This is a genomic window from Salinispora tropica CNB-440 (assembly GCF_000016425.1).
GTDB lineage: Bacteria > Actinomycetota > Actinomycetes > Mycobacteriales > Micromonosporaceae > Micromonospora > Micromonospora tropica.
On record NC_009380.1, the window covers coordinates 4,550,251 to 4,573,280 of the forward strand.

The window sequence follows — 23,030 nt, forward strand, 5'->3', positions numbered from 1 at the left end:
GGTGTGGTTGGGGCCATGGCGGCGGCGGAATTCGGGCGGGCGTCGGGGCGTTACACCCTGCGTACGGCCGAGGAAGCGCCCCGCTCCGGCGGGTGTCGCCCGTGCGTGTGCCCCGGGAATGATGGTGGCCGGCCGGTCGTTACATCTGGACCCGGCGTCGTGTGAGCCCGTCCAGGGCCGCGGTCGTCTGAGGATCTTCTTTCGTTTGTTCTGTTGAGCGCCGGACGGTGCTTGCACCCCGCTCCCGACCCCCTTTTCGGGATGTGTGTGGGTGTCGACCCCCGAATGGAGCACACCTGATGAACACGATTCTGCGTCGTAGCGTCCTGGGTATCGCTGGTCTGGCCCTGTCCACCGGTGTCGTCGCCGGCCCCCTGGCCACCCTCACCGACAGCACCCCGGCCTCGGCTTCGGCCGCGGCGGTGCAGGTCGCGAAGCCGGACCTGGACACCCTGATCCCGCACGGCACCCAGGGCAAGCAGTCACGCATCACTCTCGGTGATGAGCAGACCGGGAACGTGAAGGCCATCATCGAGGCCACGAAGGCCGCCGGGATGGACGAGCGGGCCGCCGTCGTGGCGATCGCTACCAGCTTGCAGGAGTCGAAGCTGGAGAACCTGGGTCACCTGGGTGACCGCAACGACCACGACTCGCAGGGCCTGTTCCAGCAGCGCCCCTCCTCCGGCTGGGGCACGGTCGAGCAGATCACCGACCCCGCCTACTCCACCACCGCGTTCCTCAACGGGCTCAAGCAGGTTGAGGGTTGGCAGGAGATGCCGTTGACCGAGGCCGCCCAGACGGTGCAGGTGTCGGCGTACCCGTTCCACTACGCCCAGTGGGAGACCCAGGCCGCCGACCTCGTGGCCGAGCACTGGACCAGCTGACCCAGCACACCACCACATATCTGACCCGCAAAGGGGAACACGTTGTTGGCCGGCACCCGGTTCGGGTGCCGGCCAACAGCCGTATCTGGGGTACTGCCGTGGGAAGCCACGGCCACGACTACTGACCTCAGGCCCACCAGTTTCCCTTCCACAACAGAGGCTGGTTCCGCGAGGCCCACCCACGCCGAGTGAGCCGCCCACGAGCAGGCCCGCCAAGCCTCCCAGGCCGCGGCCAGCGGCGACAACACCGCCGCCCGCGCCATCGCCGGCCGCCGACATTGACGAGCGGCCGGCGGTTGCCAAGCCTCGTCGGTACACACATCGGTGTAGCCGATGGCGCAGCGGGGACGGGCGGCCGGGGGTAGATCAAGGCGCAGGACGCGGGCGCGTAGTGCGCGCCATCGGGTGGTGCTGCCGCCCTGCCAGGATTGGCTCATAGCGTGGCTCACCGAAATGGTTGTGCTCGCGTCGCATCATGGCGTGATGAAGCTCTCACACAAGATCGCCATTGGAATTGCGGCTGTTGTCGCGCTCGGCGCGGGGGCAGCAACGTTGGTGGTCATCCTCCAGTCAGACAGCCCGGATACTGCGGTAGCGGAAGGCTCGTCCCCGAACGCGGGATCGGCGCCGGAGGGACAGTTGCGGGTTGCGGCGCTAATGGATCAGGCGGGCTGTGACGGGTCGGTGGTCGAAACGCAGCTCTACTCGTACGAGACAGGCCACTGCACACTGGGCGGATCCGACGTCACCATCGCGGTATTCCGAACCGACAGCCAGCGTGACGAGTGGATCTCGGTTGGCGGTGAATTCGGCGGCACGGTGGTGTCTGGCAGCGGCTGGGCGGCCATCTCGGAGCACCCTGACCCAGCCGGCACACTCGCTGAATCCCTGTCCGGCACGGTGCAGTAGGTCATCGCACGTAACTGAGACCGTCGAGACTCAACGCGGTCGCGCCGGACTGGGTGCGGCGTACCACGATGTCACCGGTGGTCATGATCTCGCAGGGGGCGGCGATACCGCCGGTGGTGGGCACCGACAGCAGCTGGCGGTGGGTGGGTGCGTGGCCGGTGGGCAGGGCCGCCACGACATGTCCCCAGCTGGTGCCACTGGAGGTGACGGCGATCCTGCCCCGTAGCCAGGTCCGGTCGTCGCTCTCCTGGCGCACGGCCAGGGGTGCGACGCCGGTACTGGTGTCCATGCTGTACCGGCCGGTCGCGTCGGGGTCGACGGCGGTGATGTCCTGCCACGCGTACAGGCTGGTTTGGAGTCGCCCGTCCTGGTCGATCCCCCCGGTGGTGACACGCAGGTCGGCGCCGTCGCGGCGCTCGAACCGAATCAGCGCCCCGGTGGCCGCAGCGTAGGAGCCGATCAGGGTGATCAGGTGGTCGTAGCCGAACCCGCCCGGCTGCTGCTCAGCCCGATAGCGCAGGGCCTCGTTGAACCACGTGGCGAGTTTGAGCTGACCGCCGATGGTGATGTGCGCCTCGGCGAGGTTGACGGCGCTGCCGCCGGGGACGTCGTTGAAACGGGCCGACAGCAGCGGGGCGGTAAGTGCGGTGGACGCGCCCACGTAGGCGCGGGGCGTGTAGGTGCCGGACAGGTCAGGCACCTGCCCGGCGGGCAGCAGCGCACTGCCGTCGAGGGGCCCGGCCGGGCCGGTGGCGGTGCCGACCGACGCTTTGGTGACGTAGGTACTCGCCGGATCCGGTGCCGTGGAGGTCGTCGGCACCAGGTCGGCGAGACTCGCGGGCGGGCCGGCGGGGATCGCGATGTCCGCCCGGTACCGCCAGGCGGTGGTGTCCACGTCGAGGGTGTACGCCCACCCGGACGGCGACCAGTCGACATCGTCCGAGACGGGCACGTCGAGTGTGTACGCGCCGCCGGCGTCAAGGGTGGCCGTGTGCGCGCCGGGCTGGATCGTCACATCGTCGGCGGGGCCTTGCAGGGGGATGGCCCGGGTCAGCCGGATCGTGCCGGCAGCGGGGGCACCGTCGGCGGTCAGGATGACACCGGCGATGGTGCGGGTGCCGAGACTAGCCGGATACGTCACGACCGCCCCCTGTACTGATCGGTGGTGTGCGGGCAGGCCCCAGCCAGTGACCTGCCCGCATCCCTGGTCGCGTCCCGCCCTGGACGCGCAACAGCCCGGTGGCGCTGACGCGTCCTACCGGGCTTTGGGCACACTCCGCCTATGCGGTGAATGTGTGATGACCATGATGGCGTGGTCAGGCGGCTTGCGTCAACTCGCCTTGCTGACCGCGTGCCGGTCCGCCGCGGTCCTCGACGGTGAGGCGGGTGTCTCGCTCGACGGTGGACAACTCTTGGAGGTCGTACCAGGTGGTGCCGCGTGCTCGTCCGGGTGTGTGCCAGGTGGTGACCCGCCCGTGTAGCGGGTCGTTGGGGTTGCGGGAGCGGCGGGCCCAGTCACGGATCCGGGCGGCGGTGATGTCGGGGCCGAGGGTGTGGGCGATCTGCGCGGCGGTGCCGAAGCGGTCACGGGTGAGTGGGGTGTCGCCGGGGCAGCGGCCGTCGGTGTTGAGGCGGGAGCGGCAGTGTCGGCAGGTCATGGTGCCATCCGGCCGGGCCTGAGGACTGCATCCCGCGGCCAGATGTGGGCGACGCCCTCCACAGCGTCGGGCATGCCGCAACCGCAGCCCTGTCCTACGCAGCGGCAGCCGGCGGCACAGATGACCGTCCACGCTTCTTGCGGTCCGCTGGTCTGTACGTGCATGTGGCGGAGTCGACAGGCCGGGCATGCGACCCCACGGATCGGGTCCCGGTCGGGTCCGACCCGCAGCACCCGCCGGGCCCTCCCATCCAGTTTGCGCAGTAGGGCGGTGAGGGCGGCTGCGGTACCGGACTGCATGGCGGGTATGTGCTGGCGGACGCGCTGGAGGGGGTCTGCGGCGCCGTGGCCTGGCAGGTGTCGGGCAACGGTGTCGAGTTGGCTGATCATTGCGGTTTGGGTTTCGGCGTAGCGGTTGCGACGGGCGGGTCCGGCGGCGGCGGTGAGTATGGCATCGCTGGTGGGGTCGCCGTGTCCGCCGAGGGCGTGGCGGCGGCCCCAGGTGGGTGAGCTAATGGGCTCTGCGGCGGCGGCCTGCTCGGCGGCGATGGCGCGGGCCTCGGCGGTGGCGCGGGCCTCGAGCTGGGCGAGGGCGGCGTTCAGGGACCAGGCGGCGGCGGTGGCGTGCAGGTGGTGCGGTGTCACGGGACGGCCCTCTCGGCGAGCGATGGTCAGGGTCTGGGTAGCCGGGCGGGCACGTGGGCGCGGGTGCGCCGCCAGGCGCTGGTGCTGCCGCCGCGCCGCTTTTGACTCGGCTGACATGATCAGCAGCTGGACGGTCAACCTGGATGAAGCAGAGGTGAGAGCAGGCGTGCGTAGATGGGTCATCGGTGGGGCGATCGTGATCGTTGTGGGGCTCGTGGGCGCGCTCGTCCTCCAGCTGCGGGGCACGACCCGGTTTGATGACCGGGCCTATTCGGGCAGCAGTTGGGGTAAGACCCCGGATGAGGTCTTCGTCGATTTCGACCTTGTGCTTCCCGAGTGCACCGAAGGACGGATGCGGTACTGGGCAGGCAGCCTGCAGCTGTACATGAAGATCACGGCACCGTCGGACTGCGTCGACCAGTTCATCGAGGTGAACCGGTTGAAAAGCAGCGAAACTGCTCTCTCCGGCCCAGTAGACCTCATCAACAGCGCAAACCGGGCGGCAGAGTTCGGATGGCAGTCGTCCGCGGACCGGAAGTACACCCGACACTCGCGCGGGGAGAACTGGAAGAACAACGTCTGGACCCATGCATTCGTCGACGATGGCACCACCGAGCGGTCCCTGTACCTGCACGCCTGGCACCAGTAGTCGGCGCGCGGTCATCGGTCATCCCGGCCGATGACAACCGTCCCGCTGGGAACAAAGCCGCCCATCCGTAGGCCCGTCACGGTGTCCACAGAGCCGCTGTGAGCGGTTGGAACGGTGCCGCCCATCGCATCCGCGCCGGGGTCTACACGGGCCTGTGCGTGGCTCTCAGCGGGCGGCACGGCACCCTGCGCGCTGCCGGGCCGGGAACCGGTGCGGGTGGTGGCGTACCGCGCCCGCGCCCGGTCGATCCGCTCGACGGCGTCGTCAAGCGTGGCGATCAGCTCCTGGGCGTCGCCGAGGGCGGCGCGGGCCTGGTCGCGTTCGGCGGCGAGCTGGTCAACAAACTGCGCGACCGAGCCGGGGTCGCTGTAGCCGGCCCGGTGAAGAGCGGCCGACACGTCGGCGAGCTCGTCGAGAGCGCGGTCGTATTCGCGGTGGATGGGTAGACGGACGTGCACATGGGTGACCATTACGTCTCCTCAGGCGGCGGTCGTGGGTATGGGTTGGCCGTGGCCGGCGGTGTGGGTCACCACTGGTTCACGACCCGCCGTACGGCTGGCCCGTCGAGGACGAGGACGCCGCCGTCGTCGATGAGTCGCTCGACGACGGGGTGGCCGTAGCGGGTGGCGAGTTCGTCGTAGGCGGCGTCGGCGTTGGGTCCGCTGTTGGTGGTGACGATGAGGCGGCGCTGGTGTGCGCAGCGGGCATCGACGATGCGTTGGAGTTGTTCGAGCCACCAGTCGGTGACGCGTTCGCGGCCGAGGTCGTCGAGGACGAGTAGGGGGCAGGTGGTGGCGTAGTCGTAGGCGAAGGGTTCGGTGGAGTCGGGTTTGAGGGCGGCGGATAGGTCGGCGGCGGTCCAGACGGTCACCCAGGTGTCGCGGTTGTGCACGTCGTTGGCGATGGCGTATGCGGCGGTGGTTTTGCCGGTGCGGGCGGGGCCGGCGAGGACGAGTGCGCGGGGGCCGTGGTCCCACCAGCGGGTGATCTTTCCGTCGGGGTTTTGGGCGGGTGTGAGTTGGTTGTAGGTGGCGTTGGCGTAGCGGGTGGGGCGGCGGCGGGTGTAGACGATGGCGCGGTTGGCGGCTTGGCGGGCGCGGATGGCGTCCATTTCGCGGCGGTCGGCGTCGGCTTGGAGCTCGGCGAGGGTGGGGCCGTTGGTGGTCGGGGTGGTGTTGCTGGCGGCGCGGGTGGGCCAGTCGCCGAGGGCGGTGTGGATGGGGGTGGTCATGGGGCGGCTCCGGGGGTGCGGCTGGCGTAGGTGGCGGTGGCCTGGCCGTTGCGGAAGGGGTTGTCGTCGCGGCCGTTGAGGTGCCGGTTGGCGCCGGTGGCGCGGGAGCTGGGCGTGGATTTGCCGTTTTCGGCGGCGCGGAGCATCCAGTTACGCCAGGTCGCCGGCCAGTCGAGCTTGGTGGCGTCCTTGCCGGACTTCGCGGTCCAGTAGTTGCGGAACTTCTCGGTTTCCCGTTTGCCGTCGACTCCGGGGCAGTTGGCGGTGAACCACGCCTTCATGTCGTTGTCGACCGCGAAGTTGTCGGGGAGTCGGGTGCCGCGTTTGGTGGGGGCGGGGGGCGGCGCCGGAGGCGACGCGGGGGCCTCTCTTCCTGTGTCTGTATGTGGCTCTGTATCTGTATGTGGCGTGGAGTCGCGCGCGTGAGGCTGGAATCCGTTCGGAAGCGGCCCGGAGGCGGGTTCGGAAACCGGACGGTTTCCGTCTGGTTTCCGTTCGGAATCCGGTCGGCTGTTGTGTCTACCTCCGGGCCGTTTCCGTTCGGTGTCCTTGGTCATGAGCTGGGAGATCTCGTCGGCGGAGCGGTTCCACTTGAGCCAGGATCGGACGGTCCAGCCGCCGCGCTGGTCGTCTCGGATCCACAGTCCTTCGCGGACAAGTGCGGCGGCGCGGGCCTTGAGCGTGCCGAGTCCAACGCCGACATGTGCGAGTTGCCGGTCAGAAATGAAGCCGTCGTTGAGCACATCCGCGCAGAATGCGAGCGACCGGGTGTAGAGAACCTCTGCTTTTTCGCCTGCCGCGATGACGGCGTCGTCCTTGTAGTAGTGCGCCGACAAGGGGGCGTAGCTCCCGTTGCGGCGGACCTTGTTGACTGGCACCGGTGGCTCTCCTGGGTTCATGTGGTGCTGCGGGGGTGGTTGGGCCGGCCCCGCCCCCGGGGCCGGCCCAACCGGTCAGGGGGTGGCGCGGAGGACTTCGGCGCTCATACGTGTGCCTCCTCGGGGTGTGCGTGGCGGGTGATGATGCCGCGGACCGTGGACGCGGGAACGCCGGTCGTGGCGGCGATCTGCCGGTGTGACCAGTGCAGGCCGGCGAGGCGGAGCACGACCGTGTCGTTGTCGGCGAGCCCGGTCACGTCGACCGGCTCGTCGGCGGGTAGCGGGTCGGCTGGTGCCTCGCACACGAGCCGGTCCCCGGTGACCGTCCAGGTCGGTTGTCCGGTGATGCGGGCACCGTCGGTGCGGGCCATGGCGTCGAGGCCGGCGGACGCCTCGGCGATCAGGGCCGAGGCGGTGCGGGTGTCGTCGAGGATCGGCCACACCGCCCGGTAGACGTGGCCGGTCACTGGGCGGCCTCGTCGCGGAGCCGGTCCAGCTCGGCGGCCAGCTCCCGGCGCAGCATCTCTAGGCGGGCCACCTCGTCGCGCCAGGCCGGCACGTCGTCGGCCACGGCGGCAGCCAGCAGTCCGGCGTCTGGCTGCCGGCCGCTGTCGCGGGCGTCGGCGTACGTGACGTACCGGCTGGTCATGGCGTACAGGTCGGCGGGTGCCGGCCGGGGGCCCGGGGCCGGCATGACACCGGCCCCGGGCTCGTAGCCGCCGCATGAGCACGTCGAGGTGGAGCAGCCGCCCCGGCGGCCTGCCCGCAGTGTGTGTAGCGGCTCCAGGTGCCCGCACTCGCACCAGCCCGGCTCCCGCACCGGCCCGCCGAGGGCGGCGTCGCGGTCGCGGATCACAGCCGGTCCTTGCCGGCCACCGGGGCGCACGGGCACCCGCTGACGTTCATCACCGCCGGCCCGGCGGACACCAGCGCCCAGCACGGCAGGCCACGCTCGGTGGCGGTAGCGCACAGCGGGGCGGTGCAGCATCCGCAGGCGCCGCAGTCAGGCGACGGCGGGCGGGCCCACGTGTGCTCCACCTCGGTGGCGTTGCCGTAGTACGGATCTCCGTGGCTCACTGGGCACCTCCCGGCCGCGCGGCGTCCGGCCACTCCTGCTCGACATGCCCGCCGGCATCATCGGATCGCGCCGGCTCGGTGGGTGCCTCGTCGAGTACCTCACCGTCCAGGACGTCGCCCTGCGGTGCAGTGGCGCCGTCCGGGGCGTCCGCCGCGGACGCGACCCGGTGGGCCTCAGCCGCGGCGCGTAGTTGCTCCCGCCGGAACTCCGCCGACGTGGGCACCCACTTCTGCAACTGCCGTACCGCCGACTTGAGCCACATGGCGGCCTCGTGCTTCTGCCACGGGCTGTACTCGCTGTTCGCGCCCTGGCTGCTGGCCTTGATGCGGTCGATGTCGTCGCGGCTCAGCTCGACAACCCGGGACACCGCGCCGTCCTTCATGCGGGCGTATGCGTACACGCCGATCAGGGCGCCGCGTTCGGCGTCGCGGGCGAACGGCTTGTATCGGTGCACCGGCACGTCGTCGATGCCGCGCTGGTAGCGGTACTCGTCGTGCTCTCGCACGATCTCGGCGACCACCGAGGCAACCGCCCCGGCCCGGTACATCAACTCGATGTGCCCCTGGTAGCCGGTGATCCCTAGGATCTCCAGCCGGCCCTTCACTTTCCGCGGGGTGAGGTAGTACTGCTCAGTGCCAGGCTCCAGGCCCTGCCGGGCGGCGTCGAGCAGCGCGGCGAGGAACACGCCCGGGTTGTTCGAGGCGGCGATCTCCAACTCGAACCGGCCACCGTCGCCACGCTTGCCGCGCTTAAGCGCGCCCTGGGCCAGCCGAACCCACGTGGCCGGCTTGATGTGCGACGGCAATACCTGGGCGAACGACTCGGAGTACTGCGTGATCAAGCCGGCCGGGGAGTTGTCCCGGGTGGCCACGGCCTGTGAGACGGTCTGCGTCATCGCTTGCTCCTTGCGGGGGTGATCCGATCGGTAGTGGAGGTGGTGGCGTACGCGGCGGCCATCTCCGGCTGGTCCGCCTTGAGGCGGACCGTGTCGACGCGGGTCACGTCGTAGACGGAGCGGGTGGCGACCTTCACCCCGGCGGCGTCGACCGCGGTGCGATTCGGGCCCATCTCGGCGCGCAGGCGGGCCTCGAACCGGTCACACAACCGGCTAGCGGCCTGCTTGAGGGCGCGGGCCCGCCGGTAGCCCGCGGCCGTCTCCGTGCTGACTTCCGTCTGCTCGTCGACCAGGTCAGGGTGCAGACGCTTGAGCGTGGCGAGCGTGGCAGTGTGCTCGTCGACCTGCGGCGGGTCACCGCCGTCGACTCGGGCGAGGAGCCGACGACCCGCGTCGCGCATCACGGTCAGGTCCCGCTCGTCGCGGCGGATCGGCCCGTACGCCCGGAACCCTCCCGGGCCGAGCATGGCTATGTGGCCCTCGTCGACACCGAGAACGTCGCACTGCCACAGCACCTGTGCGCGGTAGTAGACCGGGATGTCATCGGTGCCAGGCTCACCCCAGCCGTCCCAGGCGCCGGTCCACTTGCACTCCAGCACCGACATCAGCCGGCCGACGCCCGGCCGAACCCATGTCCTGACGAGCCGATCGGGGGTGGCTAGCTGCCACCGCCGGGCCTCGTGCGCGTAGAGGCCAGCCGGACGGACGTACATGCCTGCCGGGGCGCCGACGGTGTGGCCCACCAGTCGGCGACAACCGGCTCCACCCGGCGACCAGTGGACATGTCCACGGTGTCGTCGGCGCACCAGCCGTTGATCTTCCGCCAGTAGAGCGAGAACGGGCTGTCCCACGGGCTAAGGCCGAGCACGGCGGCAATCTCAGACGCGGTGACCCCGTCACGGCGCAGCGTGTGCCACTTCGGGTTTCCAGGATTGGCCTGCTCAGGGCTAAGTAACTCGACCGCGTTCACGATCGCCTCCCCGGGACTGCTCGCAGTTGCTGGCCACCAGGCACGCACCGGGATGCCGGTCATAGACGTCCGGCTCCCCACCGGCGCCGAGCGTGGCGGCGGGATGCACCGGCCACCGGCACCCGCCAGCACACGGCGCCCCGCCAGTAATCGCGGCCTGGGTAGCGGCGGCGCCATCCGCCCACCGCCCGGCCCTCACCGCGGCCTCGCCGTCGGCCAGCGGTGAGAGCGGACCGTCCGTACCCGGACCGCCCGCGGCAGATCCCCCGGGATACGGCGGTGCCGGCCCGCCACCCGCACCGGCCGGGACAAGTGCGCGGCCATGGGCAGGACGATCGCGTCGATGAGGCTCACCGGCCCTCCCCTTCACGGCCGACGCCGAGCCGCTCCCGTGCGGCCACCAGACCCACCCGTAGCTGCTGGGAGGTGCTGATCGCCTGGTCCCGGTCGGCCCGTGCCTGCCGCAGGTCGGCGGACAGACCGCGGGCCAGGTCCCGCCACTGGGCGGCCTGCCTGGCACGCCGCTCGTAGGCGGCCTCGGCGATGTCCAGCTCGTCCTGGAGCCGGGACCGCTCGCGGTCGGCCGCATCCAGGGCGGCGGTCAGCTCCCGCACCATGTCGTCAGTCATGTGAGGCTCCAGATCAGCAGGGCGGCCAGAAGATAGATGGCGGCACCGATCGGCACGCCGACCAGAAGGGCAGTGACAATGCGGACGGTGTCCGCGTGCGGATGCGGCGCGGCAGCGTGCCGGGGGCCCTCCAGCGCCGGGCAGCACACGCCGTGCTCACGGCCGGGGACGGTCAGACAGCCGGGGCACACCCTGGGCCCGGAGTGGGTCTGCTCGTGGCGAGGCATCAGGCCACCTCCCGCAGCGCCGGATCCGGCAACGGGACCAGGCCGGGGCAGTGCGGCGGCAGCGTCACCGGCTCGAATTCCGGCGGCGGGTAGGTCCCGTCCGCGACACCCCGCCAGTAGGCGCACGCCTCGTCGCAGGACTCCCCGGGCAGGTGTCCACATCCCAGGTCCGGGACGGTGATCTCGGCGGCGTCGGCCGTGAGCGGCCAGGACGGGGCGCTCATCGGGCACCCCCGGCGTACTGCGCGACCGCAGCCTCCAGGCCTATGATCCTGCCAGGTTTGTAGTGCCTGGCGTACCCGCGCGGAGCCTGGGTGATCACGCCGTCCAGATCGGTGTAGAAGTAGTCGTACCGGCCGGGCGCGACGGTGATCCGGATGTAGTGGCCGGCCCGGGGCATCACCCCGACGGCTGGGTAGGTGTGGTGCGCGCTGAGGGTGAACGCTGACTCGATTTCCGCGAACGGGATTTCGCGGGTGCCCATCGGGGCCAGCCAGTAGCCCGTGTCGCATCGGCCATCGATCAGGCCGGACGAGGCGTGCTCACGCACGTCTACCCCGCACTCACGCGGGCAGGACATGTAGCCCGAGCCCGGGTCGGCCTGGTGCGGCGTGGCCTGCGGCTCTGCTGCCGGCGTGGGCCGCGCGGCGGTGTCGGGTACCGTCTTGTCTTGCATCTGCACTTCTCCTTCTGATGGTTGGTTGGTGCGGGTGTCGAGCCCTTCGCCGCGTCATCGGCGGGGGGCTCACTTACTGCGCGCCTCATCGACGAGGCGCTGTATCTGCCACTCCCGCTCCTCGGCGAGAGTCGCCGGCCGCATCCACCTGGGCTCCGGCTCCTTGGCCGGCGACGCGGACAGCGAGGCCAGGCCGACCGCGATGAGGGCAAAGCCGACTGCGATGAGGGCTACCGCGCGGGCGAGTAGAGCGGCGGTGGCGGTCATGCGATCAGCGCCGTCTGCTCATGCGTCCGCAACGGCTGCACACCACCCAGCCGGCGATGCAACAGATGCAGACCACGGGTGGTGACCCGCACCTGAGGCACATCAAGCACCAGCTCCCCCGTACGCGGGTGGTAGTGCGAGGCGGGTAGTTCGGACAGCCAGCCCGACTCGACAGCCCGCTGATACGGCCGCCAACGGCCGTCCCCGCGCTGCCGATAGATCCACTGCTGCTCGCCGAGGACCGTGAACAGCCGCCGCTCCCCCACGTTCAGGTTGGGATCGCGCGACAGGATCTTCGCGGCGTCCCGGACTGACCAGTCGCCGTCAGCCGACGCGAGGGTGTCCCACGACTGGGCCTTCGGCGCGGCCTCCGCCAACTCGGCAGCCTGCGCGTCAAGCTGCCGGGCCTGATCCGCGGCAAGCTGCAACGCATCCGCGTACGACTGCGGCACCGCCGGCACCGACTCGTACCGGCCCGTCGCCCGAATCGCGGGCAACACCTCGTGAGTCACCCAGCGGCGGAACGCACGTGCCTCAGGCTTACGACTCTGAAAGATCAAGTCGTATAGGCCGGACTCGTTGGTGATCCGGACGTGCTGCCTACGTCCCATGCCGTCGATGACCTCAGCAGTACTTAGGTCATCGGCGTGAAGCCTGCTCGCGGCCATGCTCGGGTTGGTGAGATCCAACCCCTGACAGGCGTCAGCGACCACGAACCAGGGCTCACCGCCGACCGTGACTGTCCTCAGCGGGAGATCGCCGAATTCGAAGGTTGTGATCTCGCGGCCGGGGCCGGTGGTGCCGCCGCTGCTTCCGCTGCCGCCTCCAGGCTGGCCAGGTGGGTGGGTCACGCCGCCGCCTTGCGCCGCTTCTTAAGGCTACGAGCCTGAGCCAGTTTGGCGTCGATGTACTCATCGATGGACGCGGCTTCGATCATCCGCCGCCGCCCGATCTTGCAGGAGCGCAGTTCCCCGCGCTGCACCATGAGGCCAATCTGCCGATAGGTGAGCTTGCCGAGCAGGTACCGCGTCGTCTCGACCGACACCAACCGGGGTTGACTGAACTCGGACTCTTCATGCGTAGCGGAGATCGCAGGTGGTTCTTCATTCATGAAGACACCGTACTACCTCATCGTGCATGAAGAAGGTCATACGTTCGGTTGATATCGCGCCCGGCCCGGTCGGCCTACCGTTGGACCATGGCGTACTCGTATTCGTATGTGTTTCGAAGGTCTGTAGCCCGTGGCCGGGAACGTCGACGCACGTGGAGAATGCGTCACGAGCAGGGAATCGTCTCTACGCGTGAGCCGTATGTTGGCCCCATGGCCCCGCCGGTTGAGGTACGCAGAGACGCCTACGCGAAGTGGGTACGGCGCGTCCTGGCGCAGGCCAAAGAGGTCCGCGGGCTAGGCGTCGTCGAGATCGCCAAGATGGCCGGCATCGGCAACCCTACGATCTATCGATGGGCCAAGGGCGAGGGCAAGGAGTTGCCGAACCCCGAGCAGGTGCTCGCCTTCTGCGACGCACTCGACATCCCGTCGGCTGCCGCGTTCACCATCCTGTGGCCCGGCAAGACCGAGCTACGCACCGAGGCGGAACCGATACCGATGGACGCCGACCTACAGACGCTCATGCGCAAACTCAACGATCCGCACGTAAGCGAGTTCGAGCGCGAGTTCATCCGCGAGACGCTTCGCCAGCTCGCTGACCGCCCGGTCCAGCGCGAGCGGCCACTAAAGCGCACCCGACGACGCGGCGTCGCAAGCTAACCCGAAGGACAAGATCATGCCCAGTAAGACTGGGCGCCCGGGGTTCTCGTACCGCGGCATCTCCGTTACCTGGAGCGACCAGCGGAAGCGCTACGAGGGAAAGGTGACCGTCGGCAAGCGCGCCGACGGCCGCTATGACCGTAAAAGCGTATACGGAAAGACCTCTGACGCCATCAAGGCAGACATCCGAAAACTACAGGAGAAGGCCGACAGGAAGATCCCGATTGCAGCGGGCCGGACGCCGACTGTTCGGAAGTGGTTCACTGAGTGGCTTACCGAGCTGCATGCGACACTGGAGCGCCCTCTCGCGCCTCGCACGGTCGACGCGTACCTATCGGCCTGCATGACATGGATCTTCCCGGCTATCGGCGATGTAGCTATCGACGAACTAACTGCGGCGAACCTTGACGCCTTGTATTCCAAGATGCGGCCCCACGTCGCCCCAACCTACCTGCTCAAGGTGCACGCGATCATTCGGCGTGGCCTGAAAATCGCAATGGCGCGCGACCTGGTACACCGAAACGTCGCAGCAATTCGCGGAAACCCAGGCAGCACGAAAGGGCGCAGGAAGAAGCCACTAACAGTCGAGCAGGCCCGCTGCCTCATTACTGCGATCGAACGGCGGCCGACCGCGTTGCGGTGGAAAGTCGGCCTCTCAATCGGCCCCCGACAAGGCGAGGCGTTGGGGCTTACGTGGCCGTGCGTTGACCTGGACGCGGGCGCGATCGCGAAGGATTGGCAGTTGCAGCGCCTGAAATGGCGGCACGGCTGCCCAGACCCAGTGAAATGCGCAGCCCAGTTCTGCCGGCGCGAAAATTGCCAGCCGAGTTGGGCGCACGGGTGCACCGACCCGGGCCGCTGCTATCAGCAGCCGTTCCGGTGTCCAGCACGGACACCGGGCGACCGATGCCCCCGGCATCACCGCCCATGCCCGAAGCCTTGCCCGCCCGGATGCACCCGGCACGCCACCCGGTGTCCCCAACGCAGGGACGGAGGACTGAGGCTGACCCGGCCGAAGACGTGGCTGGCCTCCGACGACGACGAGGTGGCCACTGATCTAGTGCTGCTGCCGGCGACTCTCGCAGCGGAACTGCGCGAGCACAAGCGGCAACAGAGCGGGCTCAAACAGAGGCTGGGCAAGGAGTACAAAGACGAGGGGTTAGTGTTTTGCCAGCCCAACGGTCGGCCCGTCGACCCTCGCGCCGATCTCGACGACTGGTACCAGATCCTCGCTGAGGCTGGATTGCCGCGCGCGGGGTCGCACGTGGCGCGGCACACAGCAGCAACGATGCTGCTGGACGCTGGGCTCGATATCTCCGCAGTCCAGCAGGCCATGGGCTGGCGGGACATCCGTACGGCCCGTCGGTATGCGGCGCCGAGTCTCGGCCAGGCGAAACGCGCAGCCGAGGCGGCAGAGACGGCACTCTTCCGCCCCGTGTCCGATCTTGCTGAGCATCGGGCTCGGAAGAGCGCCGGGTAGCTAAGTGTCCTCAAATTTGTCCTCAGATAGCGATCATACGATGCGCTTGATCGCCATCCGTCGACCCCAGACATGGCGAAGGGCCTGGTCAGCGGTGTGACCAGGCCCTTCGTTGTCCCGAGCCGCCTGACGGAATCGAACCGTCGACCTACGCATTACGAGTGCGTCGCTCTAGCCGACTGAGCTAAGGCGGCAACGATCAGCAAGTGTACGCCACCCGGCGGGGCCCGCCGATCGGGATCCCCCACCGCCACCGCGCGCCCGACAGCAGCACCTTCCCGATTCGGGCCACCGAAACCGACGTTCTCCAGACAGCGCCGCCAAGCCGACCGCACTACGCTGCGGCAGATGACGGACGACCACGCTGCTGGTTTCCCGGACCAGCACCCCACCCCGCACGGGTCGGACGGCAACGGCAGCCAGGGCGAGACAGGCCCGGCACCCGCGACACCGCCTGCCGGCCCCCAAGCCAGCGAGGCCGCCGGTGGCGAGCCGGCACGCCGCCCCCGCAGCACCGATCCGCTGGAGCTGGGCTTCACCCCCCGCAAACCAGTGCCGTGGCTGGCGCCGCTCCTGCTGATCAGCACCGGTATCCGGACCCTGCTCGCGCTACTCTTCGGCGCTTACCTGGACAAGCGGGAGCTACAGAACACCTTCGACGCGAAGGTGACCCGGCAGGTCGGGCCGGACGGCGGGCTCTGGCTGGACTACGTCGCCGACGTTGGTGACGGTTTCGACGCCACGTACTCGGTCGCGTACCTGCTGGCGCAGCGGGAGCTGACAGTGGATGGGCACCGGCTGCCCCGGGCTCAGGTCCTGGTGATGGGGGGCGACCAGGTCTACCCGTCGGCGGACTTCGAAACGTACGAGGACCGGTGCAAGGGCCCCTACCAGGCAGCGCTGCCGGTCACCCCACCCGAGCAGCCGACGCTCTTCGCGATCCCCGGCAACCACGACTGGCACGACGGACTCACCGCCTTCCTCCGCCTCTTCGTCCGGTCTCGGGACCGGCACCTCGGCGGCTGGAACACCGAGCAGTCCCGGTCGTACTTCGCGGTGGAGTTGCCAGCAAACTGGTGGCTACTCGGCCTGGACGACCAGTCCGGCTCATACCTGGACGACCCACAGCTCAGCTACTTCGACTCGGTCGCGCAGCGGCTGGGGCCCCAGAGCCGGGTGATCCTGGCCGTCCCGATGCCAGCCTGGATCAAGGCCACCAAAGACCCCTCGGCGTACGACTCAATCGACTACTTCATCCGCACCATCATCGCGCCAACGGGGGCACAGGTACGCCTGCTCATCTCCGGCGACCAGCATCACTACGCCCGATACGCGGGGCCGGACCGGCAGCTCATCACCTGTGGTGGCGGCGGCGCGTACCTCTATCCGACGCACCTGTTGCCGGAGCGAATCCAGGTCCCGCCAGCGGAGACGCTGGCGCGGCGGGCGAGCGCCCCGCAGTCCTACGAGTTGGCGGGGTGCTACCCGGAGGCGACGCGGTCCCGGCGGTACGCCTGGGGCATCTTCCCGCGGCTGCCGTGGCGCAACCGGGGCTTCGCCACGCTTCTCGGCATCCTGTACACACTACTGATCCTGTCGATGGTCGGTGTGTGCACGAACCACGACAGTGCCCAGCTGCGGCTGTTCAGCGTTCCGTTGGTGGCGATGGTGCTGGTGACCCTGACCGGGGCGGTCCTCTTCGCCAAGGCACCCGGCTCCGGGGGTAAGCGACGCGTCCGGCACTGGCTCCTCGGTCTGGGACATGGTCTGGCCCACCTGGGATTGGCGGCCGCCGGCACCTGGGCGTGGCTGACGCTGCCGTTCCACGACTGGCCGTGGCCGCTGTCGGTGGTCGCCGCGGTCGTCTTCCTCGGCTCGGTGGGCGGGCTGGCGGCCAGCCAGCTGGTGGCGGCGTACCTCCTGGTGGCCAGCGCCTTCGGGATCCACGCCAATGAGCTCTTCGCCGGGCAGGGCATCGAGGACTCGAAGGGTTTTGTCCGCATGCGCATCACCCCGGACGGGACGCTGACGATCTACCCGATCGGGGTGGATCGGGTGAGCCGTCACTGGCAGGTCAACCCCGACGACTCGGCCGAGTCGTCGTGGCTGGTCCCACGTACCCCGTTGGAGCCCCGCCTGGCCGAGCCCCCGGTGGTCCTCCGCTGAGCCATCGGCCGCCACTCCCGCGCAGCCGCAGTTGTCGTCGCATCCACCCCCGCGATCGTGCTCAGCCGCGGTCACGCGCCTCGTATGCCTGGCGCGATCCGCAGACGTCGGAGAGCGCGCATCGTCGGGTGGATCCGTCGGCGATCTGCCGCACGGTGACCGTTTCGCTGGGTGGATGCCGGGACACGACCTTCGCTGTTCCCGCTGGTGTCTCGACTCGCTGACCCGAGGCGGGATAGGAACCGCTGTCGGAGTACAACGGATGCTCGAACTTGAGGCAGCACATCAGCCGACCGCACGCACCGGAGATGCGCAGCGGGTTGAGCGGCAGATCCTGGTCCTTCGCCATCCGGATGGTCACCGGTTCGAAGTCGGTGAGAAAGGTGGCGCAGCACAGATCCCGCCCGCAGGAACCGATGCCGCCCTGCACTCGGGCAGAGTCACGGGCGGAGAGCTGACGCAGCTCGACCCGGCAGTGCAGGGTCGCGCCAAGGTCCCGGACCAGCGACCGGAAGTCCACCCGGTGCGGGGCGGTGAAGTAGATCGTGCTTCGCTCGCCGCCCTCCGTCGCACCACGCACGTGGTCCACCGCGACCACCTTCATCGGCAGATTGTGCTCCCGGATCAGGCGTTTTGCCGCGACCTTCGCCTCGGCTCTGCGCTGTCGCAGCAGCTCGTCGCGGCGCAGATCCTCCTTCTGGGCCAGCCCAGCGAGGCGGGGGAATCCCTCGGTGTCGTCGGAGGTCCACTGGGCGGCCCAGACGCACTCGGCCACCTCGGGCCCCTCATCGGTGGGGACCAGCACCTTGTCGCCGACCTTGGGCCGAAACTCACCCGGATCAAGGTAGTAGAGGCGCCCGTACCGGTGGAAACTGACCGCGCAGAGCATGCCCATACCCTCACCCTACGTCGCTGTCGGGCTGGCCCCGGGCCGCTGATTCCAGCCGGTGCACGGTGCTCACCAACCGACGTGGGTCGGAGTGTCGTAGCGGGGCGTTCCGATGACCGGCGCACGCCAGGGGGACTCGGCCAGACTGGGCCCCCACTGCCGTAGGAGTGTCTCCACCCCGTCGTAGGCGGCGGAGAGCACCGCCAGCACCCGCACGGCGATCTCGGCCGCCTCGGTCTCCGCCGCAGGGTGTGGCACCGACACCGCGAACTGCGCCGAGGCCGCGGGAGGCGCCGACGTCGCGGCGACCACCGCCACCGCCTCGGTCGAGCCCAGCGCGCCGGCCAGGGTCCGGGCGAGTGCATGCCGGCTGCCCTCGATCCAGTCGGCGAGGGCGTCGGCGTAGCCAGCGGTCGACTCCAGCCGCCCCACCAGGCTCTCCGGCCCCTCGTCGAGGTGACTCAGTAGCGCCGTCCGATACTCCCCGAAGGCGGTCGCGGCCGGGCCGGACCAGAGCACCGGTTCGGTGAGCGCGGCGGAGACCTCGTCATATCCCCGGACCAGCTGACGCACCGAGCGGCCGGCGTCGGAGAAGGCCGCGGCGGGTAGCTCCAGGAAGCTCCGGACAGCCTCGCCGGGAAGCACCTGCATGCGGCGCAGCAGCGGCCAGACCCGGTGCCCCTCCGGGGCGCCGGTGGCGAGCAGGATGTCGACCCGACGCAGCAGGTCAAGGCCGGGCTCGGCGAGTCGGTCCAGTGGGTCCATCACGTCTCCCCCACGAACTGCCAACGAGCGTCCTGGTCGGTCTCGACGTAGTTGTCGGCGGCGGACCGAACGGCGGCTGCCACCGCGGCCAGCTGCTGGGCGGCCAGATGCGCCTCGCGGGCGCGGTCACCGGTGGCGGCCGTCCACTGCCGGTGCAGGGCCCGGCCAACCTCGCCGGCGCGTCCCGGCGCGTCGCCGCCGAAGGCGACTCCCGGCGGATCAGTGGCCGGCGCAGCGTGGGAGAGGCTGGTCAGTGTCTCGCTCGCCGCCTCCAGCCGGACGGCGAGGGAGCGCAACGTCTCCATTCAAGCCCCCGTGAGCGGGCGGTACGCGGCGAAGGTCTCGTTGTGCAGCTTTTCCCGCGCCCACTGCGCGGCGTCGGCCGCGGCGGCCACCGCCGCCTGCACGGACCCGGCTACGTCGCGGGGTTGGCGATTCTGCAACGTGCCGAGGAACCGCACGTCGGTGATCCGCCCCGCCGCGGTGACCACCACCTCGACCAGCCCGTCCGGTGAGCGAACCGTGACCTCGACCGTCGTCACCGCCTGGTCGAACTCGGTCTGCAGCGACTCGATCCGGCGGTAGCGCCGCACCGCCTCCTCGATCCAGGCTTCGTCGATCTCCCCCCGCGGCATCGGCGTCCTCCCGCACTGGAATAGCTCAGCGTCGCCCCGCGTCACCATGGCACCCCGGACCGTACCGCACCAGAGTGGAACGTGTCGATGCCGCGGAACCGTCCAGCCAGAGGAGCAGGAGGCGGTCTGGTCAGCCCTTCCAGAGAGCGAGCATCATCGCCTCGACGGCGATCCGGGGCTTGACGTTCGCCTCGATCGCGGCCCGGCAGGCCAGGACCGCTTCCAGGCGACGCAGCGCGCCGTCGGCTTCCCACTTGCGCGCACCCGCCCCGGCGACCGTGGCGGTGTCGGTGTGTACCGGTTCGACCGGGGCGCCCAGCGCCATCGTGAGCGCGTCCCGGTAGAAGCCGGCGAGATCCACCAGCGCCCGGTCCAGGGCATCCCGCTGCGCCCGGGTGGCCCGGGACTTCTGCCGCCGCTCCAACTCCTTGACCTGCCCGGCGGCGCCCCGGAACGCGCTGGCCGCTCTCCGGCCGGTGCCGCCCGCGCCGAGGGCCGTCTCCAACGCGGCCCGTTCGGCCGCATCGGTGTCCGCCACCAACGCCGCGGCCTCCGCCTCGGCGGCCCCGATCAGTGCGGCGGCAGCGTCGATCGCCGCGCCCACCCCGGTGAGCTGACGGGGCACCGCGAGCACCGCGTCCCGGCGGGTACGCGCCTGCGGGTCGCGGGCCAGCCGCCGAGCCCGCCCGACGTGCCCCTGGGCCGCGGCGGCCGCCCAGTTCGCCACGTCGGGCTCGACGCCGTCACGCCGAACGAGCACCTCGGCGACGGCCGCCGGTGCGGGCTGCCGCAGGGGTACGACCCGGCAGCGCGACCGGATGGTCACCGAGATGTCGTCGGGGTGGATGGACGGCGCGCAGAGCAGGAAGACCGTTCGCGGGGGTGGCTCCTCCACCGCCTTCAACAGGGCGTTACCGGCGGCCTCGGTGAGGCGGTCCGCATCCTCGATGACCACCACCTGCCACCGCCCACCGGAGGGGGTGCTGGCGGCGCGAAGCACCAGGGCGCGCATCTCGTTGACACCGATGGAGAGCCCATCCGGTACCACCAGCCGGACATCGGCGTGGGTGCCGGCCATCGTGGTGTGGCAGCCGGGGCAGGCACCGCATCCGCTGCCGTGCCCGCACTGGAGGGCAGCGGCGAAGGCTCGCGCGGCGACCGACCGACCCGACCCGGGCGGCCCGGTGAAGATCCAGGCATGCGTCATCCCCGCCCCCGGTTCCCGCTCCGCCCGCTCGGCTGCACCGGCCTGCGCCGGGTCGCTACCGAAGGTGGGAGCCGGGTCAGCCGGGTCGCTCTGAGCCGTCAGGTCGGGCAGCCCGGCACGGAGCACGGCGGCGGCGTCCGCTGCGGCCCGCCGCAGTACGTCCACCGCCTCGTCCTGGCCGACCAGGTCGGCAAAGACGTCTGGCATCAGGTCCGACGCTCCATCGTCACCAGCTTCGGGTCGGATAACTCGGAGTGAACCGCGGTGTCCGGCCCGCTCGCCGACGGCGGGTTGGGCCTACTCGCCGCGGGTGCGGTCGCCGTCGACTCACTCGCCGCCGGCGGGTTCGGCCCACCGGCCTGGGCACCGAGCAGCTCGGCGACCCGCCGGGCCACCTCGTCAGCGATCTCGTCGGTCGGACGGGCGGCGTCCAGCACCAGGTAGCGCCTCGGGTCGGCGGCGGCGAGGTCGAGGAACGCGTACCGGACCCGTTCGTGGAAGCTGACCGACTCGGCCTCCAGGTGGTCGGAGACCCCGCCTCGGGCAGCCACCCGGGACAGCCCGGTATTCGGATCAATGTCCAGGAGCACCACCAGGTCGGGCTTGAGTCCGCCGGTGGCCCAGGACGAGAGCCAGGAGACCTCGTCGACGGGAAGCGTCCGCCCCACACCCTGGTAGGCCAGGGACGAGTCGACGTAGCGGTCACTCGTCACGACGGCGCCCCGGGCCAACGCCGGCCGCACCACGGTGGCCACGTGGTGGGCCCGGTCGGCGGCGTAGAGCAGCGCCTCGGCGCGCGGGGAGGGCACCTCGGAGCCCGGCTGGCCGAGCAGCAGGGACCGGATTCGCTCGCCGACTCCGGTGGCCCCGGGCTCGCGGGTGACCACCACGTCCCGCCCCTGGTCCCGCAGCCGTGCGGCGAGCAGGGCGAGCTGGGTGGACTTGCCGGCTCCCTCACCCCCCTCGAAGACCACGAAGAGCCCGGCGGAGGAGAACGGCTCGGTTGGCGTCAGTGGCCGCCCGCGTACCGAACCCCACAGGTCGGCCAGGACGGGAACGCCCTTCTTGTCGTCCATCTGCCTGAACGCGCTAACTCCGGCGAAGATGCCTGCCAGTCCCGCGGCGAGCAGCAGCAGCCGGGTCGACGAGATCGAGATCCCCAGGTTGACGACCTCGAAGCGTCGGGAGCCACCAACCCCGGCGAGTAGGCTGCTCAACGCGATGGCCAGGATCAGCACCAGCCGGGTACCGATCTGCACCACCGCGAAGACCCGTCCCCGCACCTCGTCGGCGATCTCGCCGCCGAGCAGCGTGGTGCCGGCGAGGAAGGCCATGCCGGCGCCCGCGCCGACCAGGACCGCGCCCACCATCGCCATGGAGAGGTGGATGGCGAAGGCCAGGGTCATCACCGCCGCGCTGGCCAGCACGATGCTCATACCGAACCAGCGCCGCCGGGACATCTCCTTGACGATCATCGGGCCGAGCCCGATGCCGATCGACAGGCCGATGAAGATGGCCCCGAAAAGCAGGTAGAAGGCGGCGTCACCGGCACCGAGCGAGTTGGCGAAGAAGCGGGCCGTGCCGATCACGATGCCACCGCCGGCGAAGGCGCCGAAGATGCCCAGCACCAAACCCCGGACCAGCGGGGTCTGGCCGATGAACCGCCAGCCGTCCTTGAACTGGCGCAGCATGCTCTGCTCGGTCTGCCCCCGCTGGGCGGCGGGACCCTGGCTGATCTCCCGGATGCCGAACGCGACCACCACGGCGGTGGCCAGCCGGGAGAGTGCGTTGAACCAGAGCGCGAGCTGGGCCGGCTCGGCCCAGTCCGGGGCGGCCCCACCGGTGGCTGCCCGGACCACGCCGTCCAACGCGGCGAGGACGGTCGCCGCGACGACCGGGGTGAGGCCGTACGTGGTGATCAGCGTGAGCTGGTTGGCCGCTTCGAGCCGGGCCCGAGGGATCAGGTTCGGGACCGCGGCCTCCTTGGCCGGAATCCAGAGCAGGGTGATCGACTCGATCAGGAACGTGGCGATCGTGGCCCACCCGACCACCACCGCGCCGCTCGCGCCCAGGACGGCGACCAGCGGGATCGAGGCGAACAGCAGGAACCGCAGCACGTCGCAGATGACCATCGTCCAACGGCGGTCGAACCGGTCGGCGAAGACGCCGGCGATCGGCCCGAGGACCAGAGCCGGCAGCAGCCGGATCGCGATGACCGTGCCGAACGCCGCCCCCTTGGCGGTGCTCCCCTCCACCTGGGAGGCGGCGAAGACAGAGGTGGCGAGGAGGCCGAACCAGTCACCGAACGAGGCGGCACCGAGCACGAGCCAGAGTCGCCGGAACGGGCGGATGCGCAGGACCGAGCGGATCGCGGCGTAGCCCGAGTGGTCGGGCTGGCTGGTCGGCGCCGCGGTCCCGGACGGGCCCGCCGGGCCGGACTGGGCTGCGGGCGGCGAACCGTTGGCCGATTCACCGTTCTGCTGGCTTTCGATGGCCGTACCTCCACGTGGCGACCCATTACTGAG

At 70.2% G+C, this 23,030-nt stretch carries 32 protein-coding genes and 1 tRNA gene; 6 read left to right on the forward strand and 27 right to left on the reverse strand.

Annotated elements, in window-relative coordinates:
• The first annotated feature begins 299 nt into the window (after positions 1-299).
• On the forward strand, positions 300-884 hold the full coding sequence (locus STROP_RS20125) for a hypothetical protein (RefSeq protein ID WP_012015197.1): 585 nt from the start codon (positions 300-302) through the stop codon (positions 882-884).
• Positions 885-1,289: 405 nt separating this feature from the next.
• Positions 1,290-1,793, forward strand: coding sequence for a hypothetical protein (locus STROP_RS20130; protein WP_148217353.1), 504 nt, complete (start codon positions 1,290-1,292; stop codon positions 1,791-1,793).
• Position 1,794: 1 nt separating this feature from the next.
• Here STROP_RS20130 and STROP_RS20135 read toward each other — a convergent pair whose 3' ends face one another.
• The 3 genes from STROP_RS20135 to STROP_RS26065 form a co-directional block, all read right to left on the reverse strand.
• A complete protein-coding gene (locus STROP_RS20135) occupies positions 1,795-2,934 on the reverse strand; it encodes a hypothetical protein (RefSeq protein ID WP_012015199.1) in 1,140 nt (379 codons plus the stop codon).
• Positions 2,935-3,109: 175 nt separating this feature from the next.
• Positions 3,110-3,451 carry a hypothetical protein gene (locus STROP_RS20140; RefSeq protein WP_043535498.1) on the reverse strand — a complete coding sequence of 114 codons (342 nt, stop codon included), beginning with the start codon at positions 3,449-3,451 and terminating at the stop codon, positions 3,110-3,112.
• The gene (locus STROP_RS26065) at positions 3,448-4,095 is read right to left on the reverse strand and encodes a hypothetical protein (protein WP_043535500.1); all 648 of its coding nucleotides are present in this window, start codon (positions 4,093-4,095) and stop codon (positions 3,448-3,450) included. Before STROP_RS26065 ends, STROP_RS20140 begins: the two co-directional genes overlap by 4 nt.
• Before the next feature lie 115 nt (positions 4,096-4,210).
• On the opposite strand from STROP_RS26065, the gene STROP_RS20150 reads away from it, so the two are divergent.
• Positions 4,211-4,744, forward strand: a complete 534-nt coding sequence (locus tag STROP_RS20150; protein ID WP_050765012.1) for a hypothetical protein — start codon at positions 4,211-4,213, stop codon at positions 4,742-4,744.
• Positions 4,745-4,755: 11 nt separating this feature from the next.
• On the opposite strand, the gene STROP_RS25255 is transcribed toward STROP_RS20150, so the two are convergent.
• The 17 genes from STROP_RS25255 to STROP_RS20230 form a co-directional block, all read right to left on the reverse strand.
• Positions 4,756-5,214 (reverse strand): hypothetical protein, encoded by a 459-nt coding sequence (locus STROP_RS25255; protein WP_012015202.1) that lies wholly within the window; start codon positions 5,212-5,214, stop codon positions 4,756-4,758.
• Positions 5,215-5,270: 56 nt separating this feature from the next.
• On the reverse strand, positions 5,271-5,975 hold the full coding sequence (locus STROP_RS20160) for a P-loop NTPase family protein (protein WP_012015203.1): 705 nt from the start codon (positions 5,973-5,975) through the stop codon (positions 5,271-5,273).
• Positions 5,972-6,853 (reverse strand): hypothetical protein, encoded by an 882-nt coding sequence (locus STROP_RS20165; RefSeq protein WP_012015204.1) that lies wholly within the window; start codon positions 6,851-6,853, stop codon positions 5,972-5,974. Before STROP_RS20165 ends, STROP_RS20160 begins: the two co-directional genes overlap by 4 nt.
• Before the next feature lie 104 nt (positions 6,854-6,957).
• Positions 6,958-7,320 carry a hypothetical protein gene (locus STROP_RS20170; RefSeq protein ID WP_043535502.1) on the reverse strand — a complete coding sequence of 121 codons (363 nt, stop codon included), beginning with the start codon at positions 7,318-7,320 and terminating at the stop codon, positions 6,958-6,960.
• Positions 7,317-7,706 (reverse strand): hypothetical protein, encoded by a 390-nt coding sequence (locus STROP_RS25850; RefSeq protein WP_238380322.1) that lies wholly within the window; start codon positions 7,704-7,706, stop codon positions 7,317-7,319. The genes STROP_RS20170 and STROP_RS25850 overlap by 4 nt, the downstream gene beginning before the upstream one ends.
• Positions 7,706-7,930: a hypothetical protein gene (locus STROP_RS20180; RefSeq protein WP_043535504.1), complete on the reverse strand. Its 225-nt coding sequence runs from the start codon at positions 7,928-7,930 to the stop codon at positions 7,706-7,708. The genes STROP_RS25850 and STROP_RS20180 overlap by 1 nt, the downstream gene beginning before the upstream one ends.
• Positions 7,927-8,826, reverse strand: a complete 900-nt coding sequence (locus STROP_RS20185; protein ID WP_012015206.1) for a recombinase RecT — start codon at positions 8,824-8,826, stop codon at positions 7,927-7,929. The genes STROP_RS20180 and STROP_RS20185 overlap by 4 nt, the downstream gene beginning before the upstream one ends.
• Entirely contained in the window at positions 8,823-9,539 is a 717-nt protein-coding gene (locus tag STROP_RS20190; RefSeq protein ID WP_238380245.1) for a hypothetical protein, read from the reverse strand. Before STROP_RS20190 ends, STROP_RS20185 begins: the two co-directional genes overlap by 4 nt.
• Positions 9,485-9,796 (reverse strand): YqaJ viral recombinase family protein, encoded by a 312-nt coding sequence (locus tag STROP_RS25855; RefSeq protein ID WP_238380246.1) that lies wholly within the window; start codon positions 9,794-9,796, stop codon positions 9,485-9,487. The genes STROP_RS20190 and STROP_RS25855 overlap by 55 nt, the downstream gene beginning before the upstream one ends.
• 195 nt (positions 9,797-9,991) lie before the next feature.
• Complete coding sequence (locus tag STROP_RS25260; protein ID WP_187151554.1) at positions 9,992-10,150, reverse strand: hypothetical protein; 159 nt, start codon at positions 10,148-10,150, stop codon at positions 9,992-9,994.
• On the reverse strand, positions 10,147-10,425 hold the full coding sequence (locus tag STROP_RS20195; RefSeq protein ID WP_012015208.1) for a hypothetical protein: 279 nt from the start codon (positions 10,423-10,425) through the stop codon (positions 10,147-10,149). Before STROP_RS20195 ends, STROP_RS25260 begins: the two co-directional genes overlap by 4 nt.
• A complete protein-coding gene (locus STROP_RS20200; RefSeq protein ID WP_028564498.1) occupies positions 10,422-10,652 on the reverse strand; it encodes a hypothetical protein in 231 nt (76 codons plus the stop codon). The genes STROP_RS20195 and STROP_RS20200 overlap by 4 nt, the downstream gene beginning before the upstream one ends.
• Positions 10,652-10,876 carry a hypothetical protein gene (locus tag STROP_RS20205; protein ID WP_012015209.1) on the reverse strand — a complete coding sequence of 75 codons (225 nt, stop codon included), beginning with the start codon at positions 10,874-10,876 and terminating at the stop codon, positions 10,652-10,654. Before STROP_RS20205 ends, STROP_RS20200 begins: the two co-directional genes overlap by 1 nt.
• Positions 10,873-11,328, reverse strand: a complete 456-nt coding sequence (locus STROP_RS25860; RefSeq protein WP_012015210.1) for a hypothetical protein — start codon at positions 11,326-11,328, stop codon at positions 10,873-10,875. The genes STROP_RS20205 and STROP_RS25860 overlap by 4 nt, the downstream gene beginning before the upstream one ends.
• A gap of 69 nt (positions 11,329-11,397) precedes the next feature.
• Positions 11,398-11,595, reverse strand: coding sequence for a hypothetical protein (locus tag STROP_RS20220; protein ID WP_043535506.1), 198 nt, complete (start codon positions 11,593-11,595; stop codon positions 11,398-11,400).
• A complete protein-coding gene (locus STROP_RS20225; RefSeq protein ID WP_012015211.1) occupies positions 11,592-12,446 on the reverse strand; it encodes a phage antirepressor in 855 nt (284 codons plus the stop codon). Before STROP_RS20225 ends, STROP_RS20220 begins: the two co-directional genes overlap by 4 nt.
• Positions 12,443-12,706, reverse strand: a complete 264-nt coding sequence (locus tag STROP_RS20230) for a hypothetical protein (protein WP_012015212.1) — start codon at positions 12,704-12,706, stop codon at positions 12,443-12,445. Before STROP_RS20230 ends, STROP_RS20225 begins: the two co-directional genes overlap by 4 nt.
• Before the next feature lie 210 nt (positions 12,707-12,916).
• On the opposite strand from STROP_RS20230, the gene STROP_RS20235 reads away from it, so the two are divergent.
• Positions 12,917-13,363 (forward strand): helix-turn-helix domain-containing protein, encoded by a 447-nt coding sequence (locus STROP_RS20235; RefSeq protein ID WP_028570815.1) that lies wholly within the window; start codon positions 12,917-12,919, stop codon positions 13,361-13,363.
• A gap of 103 nt (positions 13,364-13,466) precedes the next feature.
• Positions 13,467-14,843 (forward strand): tyrosine-type recombinase/integrase, encoded by a 1,377-nt coding sequence (locus STROP_RS25865; RefSeq protein ID WP_238380247.1) that lies wholly within the window; start codon positions 13,467-13,469, stop codon positions 14,841-14,843.
• Between the two features lie 120 nt (positions 14,844-14,963).
• Here the strand turns inward: STROP_RS25865 and STROP_RS20245 are convergent.
• Positions 14,964-15,037, reverse strand: a tRNA-Thr gene (locus tag STROP_RS20245).
• 154 nt (positions 15,038-15,191) lie between these two features.
• On the opposite strand from STROP_RS20245, the gene STROP_RS20250 reads away from it, so the two are divergent.
• Complete coding sequence (locus tag STROP_RS20250; protein WP_012015215.1) at positions 15,192-17,009, forward strand: metallophosphoesterase family protein; 1,818 nt, start codon at positions 15,192-15,194, stop codon at positions 17,007-17,009.
• A gap of 61 nt (positions 17,010-17,070) precedes the next feature.
• On the opposite strand, the gene STROP_RS20255 is transcribed toward STROP_RS20250, so the two are convergent.
• From STROP_RS20255 to tmk, 6 genes are all read right to left on the reverse strand, one after another.
• Complete coding sequence (locus STROP_RS20255) at positions 17,071-17,904, reverse strand: PSP1 domain-containing protein (protein ID WP_012015216.1); 834 nt, start codon at positions 17,902-17,904, stop codon at positions 17,071-17,073.
• Positions 17,905-17,967: 63 nt separating this feature from the next.
• Positions 17,968-18,663, reverse strand: coding sequence for a hypothetical protein (locus STROP_RS20260; RefSeq protein WP_012015217.1), 696 nt, complete (start codon positions 18,661-18,663; stop codon positions 17,968-17,970).
• Positions 18,663-18,968, reverse strand: coding sequence for a hypothetical protein (locus STROP_RS20265; RefSeq protein WP_012015218.1), 306 nt, complete (start codon positions 18,966-18,968; stop codon positions 18,663-18,665). Before STROP_RS20265 ends, STROP_RS20260 begins: the two co-directional genes overlap by 1 nt.
• Complete coding sequence (locus STROP_RS20270; RefSeq protein ID WP_012015219.1) at positions 18,969-19,298, reverse strand: YbaB/EbfC family nucleoid-associated protein; 330 nt, start codon at positions 19,296-19,298, stop codon at positions 18,969-18,971.
• Positions 19,299-19,428: 130 nt separating this feature from the next.
• Positions 19,429-20,712, reverse strand: a complete 1,284-nt coding sequence (locus tag STROP_RS20275; RefSeq protein ID WP_012015220.1) for a DNA polymerase III subunit delta' — start codon at positions 20,710-20,712, stop codon at positions 19,429-19,431.
• A complete protein-coding gene (gene tmk, locus STROP_RS20280; RefSeq protein WP_080516612.1) occupies positions 20,712-22,862 on the reverse strand; it encodes a dTMP kinase in 2,151 nt (716 codons plus the stop codon). The genes STROP_RS20275 and tmk overlap by 1 nt, the downstream gene beginning before the upstream one ends.
• Between the last annotated feature and the right edge of the window lie 168 nt (positions 22,863-23,030).

What these genes read in the sequence shown, in the direction of transcription:
- STROP_RS20125 (WP_012015197.1), top strand. Translation starts at nt 300, where the DNA reads ATGAACACGATTCTGCGTCGTAGCGTCCTGGGTATCGCTGGTCTGGCC.
- STROP_RS20140 (WP_043535498.1), bottom strand. Translation starts at nt 3,451, where the DNA reads ATGACCTGCCGACACTGCCGCTCCCGCCTCAACACCGACGGCCGCTGC.
- STROP_RS20150 (WP_050765012.1), top strand. Translation starts at nt 4,211, where the DNA reads ATGATCAGCAGCTGGACGGTCAACCTGGATGAAGCAGAGGTGAGAGCA.
- STROP_RS25255 (WP_012015202.1), bottom strand. Translation starts at nt 5,214, where the DNA reads ATGGTCACCCATGTGCACGTCCGTCTACCCATCCACCGCGAATACGAC.
- STROP_RS20160 (WP_012015203.1), bottom strand. Translation starts at nt 5,975, where the DNA reads ATGACCACCCCCATCCACACCGCCCTCGGCGACTGGCCCACCCGCGCC.
- STROP_RS20185 (WP_012015206.1), bottom strand. Translation starts at nt 8,826, where the DNA reads ATGACGCAGACCGTCTCACAGGCCGTGGCCACCCGGGACAACTCCCCG.
- STROP_RS20190 (WP_238380245.1), bottom strand. Translation starts at nt 9,539, where the DNA reads ATGTACGTCCGTCCGGCTGGCCTCTACGCGCACGAGGCCCGGCGGTGG.
- STROP_RS20195 (WP_012015208.1), bottom strand. Translation starts at nt 10,425, where the DNA reads ATGACTGACGACATGGTGCGGGAGCTGACCGCCGCCCTGGATGCGGCC.
- STROP_RS20200 (WP_028564498.1), bottom strand. Translation starts at nt 10,652, where the DNA reads ATGCCTCGCCACGAGCAGACCCACTCCGGGCCCAGGGTGTGCCCCGGC.
- STROP_RS20205 (WP_012015209.1), bottom strand. Translation starts at nt 10,876, where the DNA reads ATGAGCGCCCCGTCCTGGCCGCTCACGGCCGACGCCGCCGAGATCACC.
- STROP_RS25860 (WP_012015210.1), bottom strand. Translation starts at nt 11,328, where the DNA reads ATGCAAGACAAGACGGTACCCGACACCGCCGCGCGGCCCACGCCGGCA.
- STROP_RS20220 (WP_043535506.1), bottom strand. Translation starts at nt 11,595, where the DNA reads ATGACCGCCACCGCCGCTCTACTCGCCCGCGCGGTAGCCCTCATCGCA.
- STROP_RS20230 (WP_012015212.1), bottom strand. Translation starts at nt 12,706, where the DNA reads ATGAATGAAGAACCACCTGCGATCTCCGCTACGCATGAAGAGTCCGAG.
- STROP_RS20235 (WP_028570815.1), top strand. Translation starts at nt 12,917, where the DNA reads ATGGCCCCGCCGGTTGAGGTACGCAGAGACGCCTACGCGAAGTGGGTA.
- STROP_RS20250 (WP_012015215.1), top strand. Translation starts at nt 15,192, where the DNA reads ATGACGGACGACCACGCTGCTGGTTTCCCGGACCAGCACCCCACCCCG.
- STROP_RS20255 (WP_012015216.1), bottom strand. Translation starts at nt 17,904, where the DNA reads ATGGGCATGCTCTGCGCGGTCAGTTTCCACCGGTACGGGCGCCTCTAC.
- STROP_RS20260 (WP_012015217.1), bottom strand. Translation starts at nt 18,663, where the DNA reads ATGGACCCACTGGACCGACTCGCCGAGCCCGGCCTTGACCTGCTGCGT.
- STROP_RS20265 (WP_012015218.1), bottom strand. Translation starts at nt 18,968, where the DNA reads ATGGAGACGTTGCGCTCCCTCGCCGTCCGGCTGGAGGCGGCGAGCGAG.
- STROP_RS20270 (WP_012015219.1), bottom strand. Translation starts at nt 19,298, where the DNA reads ATGCCGCGGGGGGAGATCGACGAAGCCTGGATCGAGGAGGCGGTGCGG.
- STROP_RS20275 (WP_012015220.1), bottom strand. Translation starts at nt 20,712, where the DNA reads ATGCCAGACGTCTTTGCCGACCTGGTCGGCCAGGACGAGGCGGTGGAC.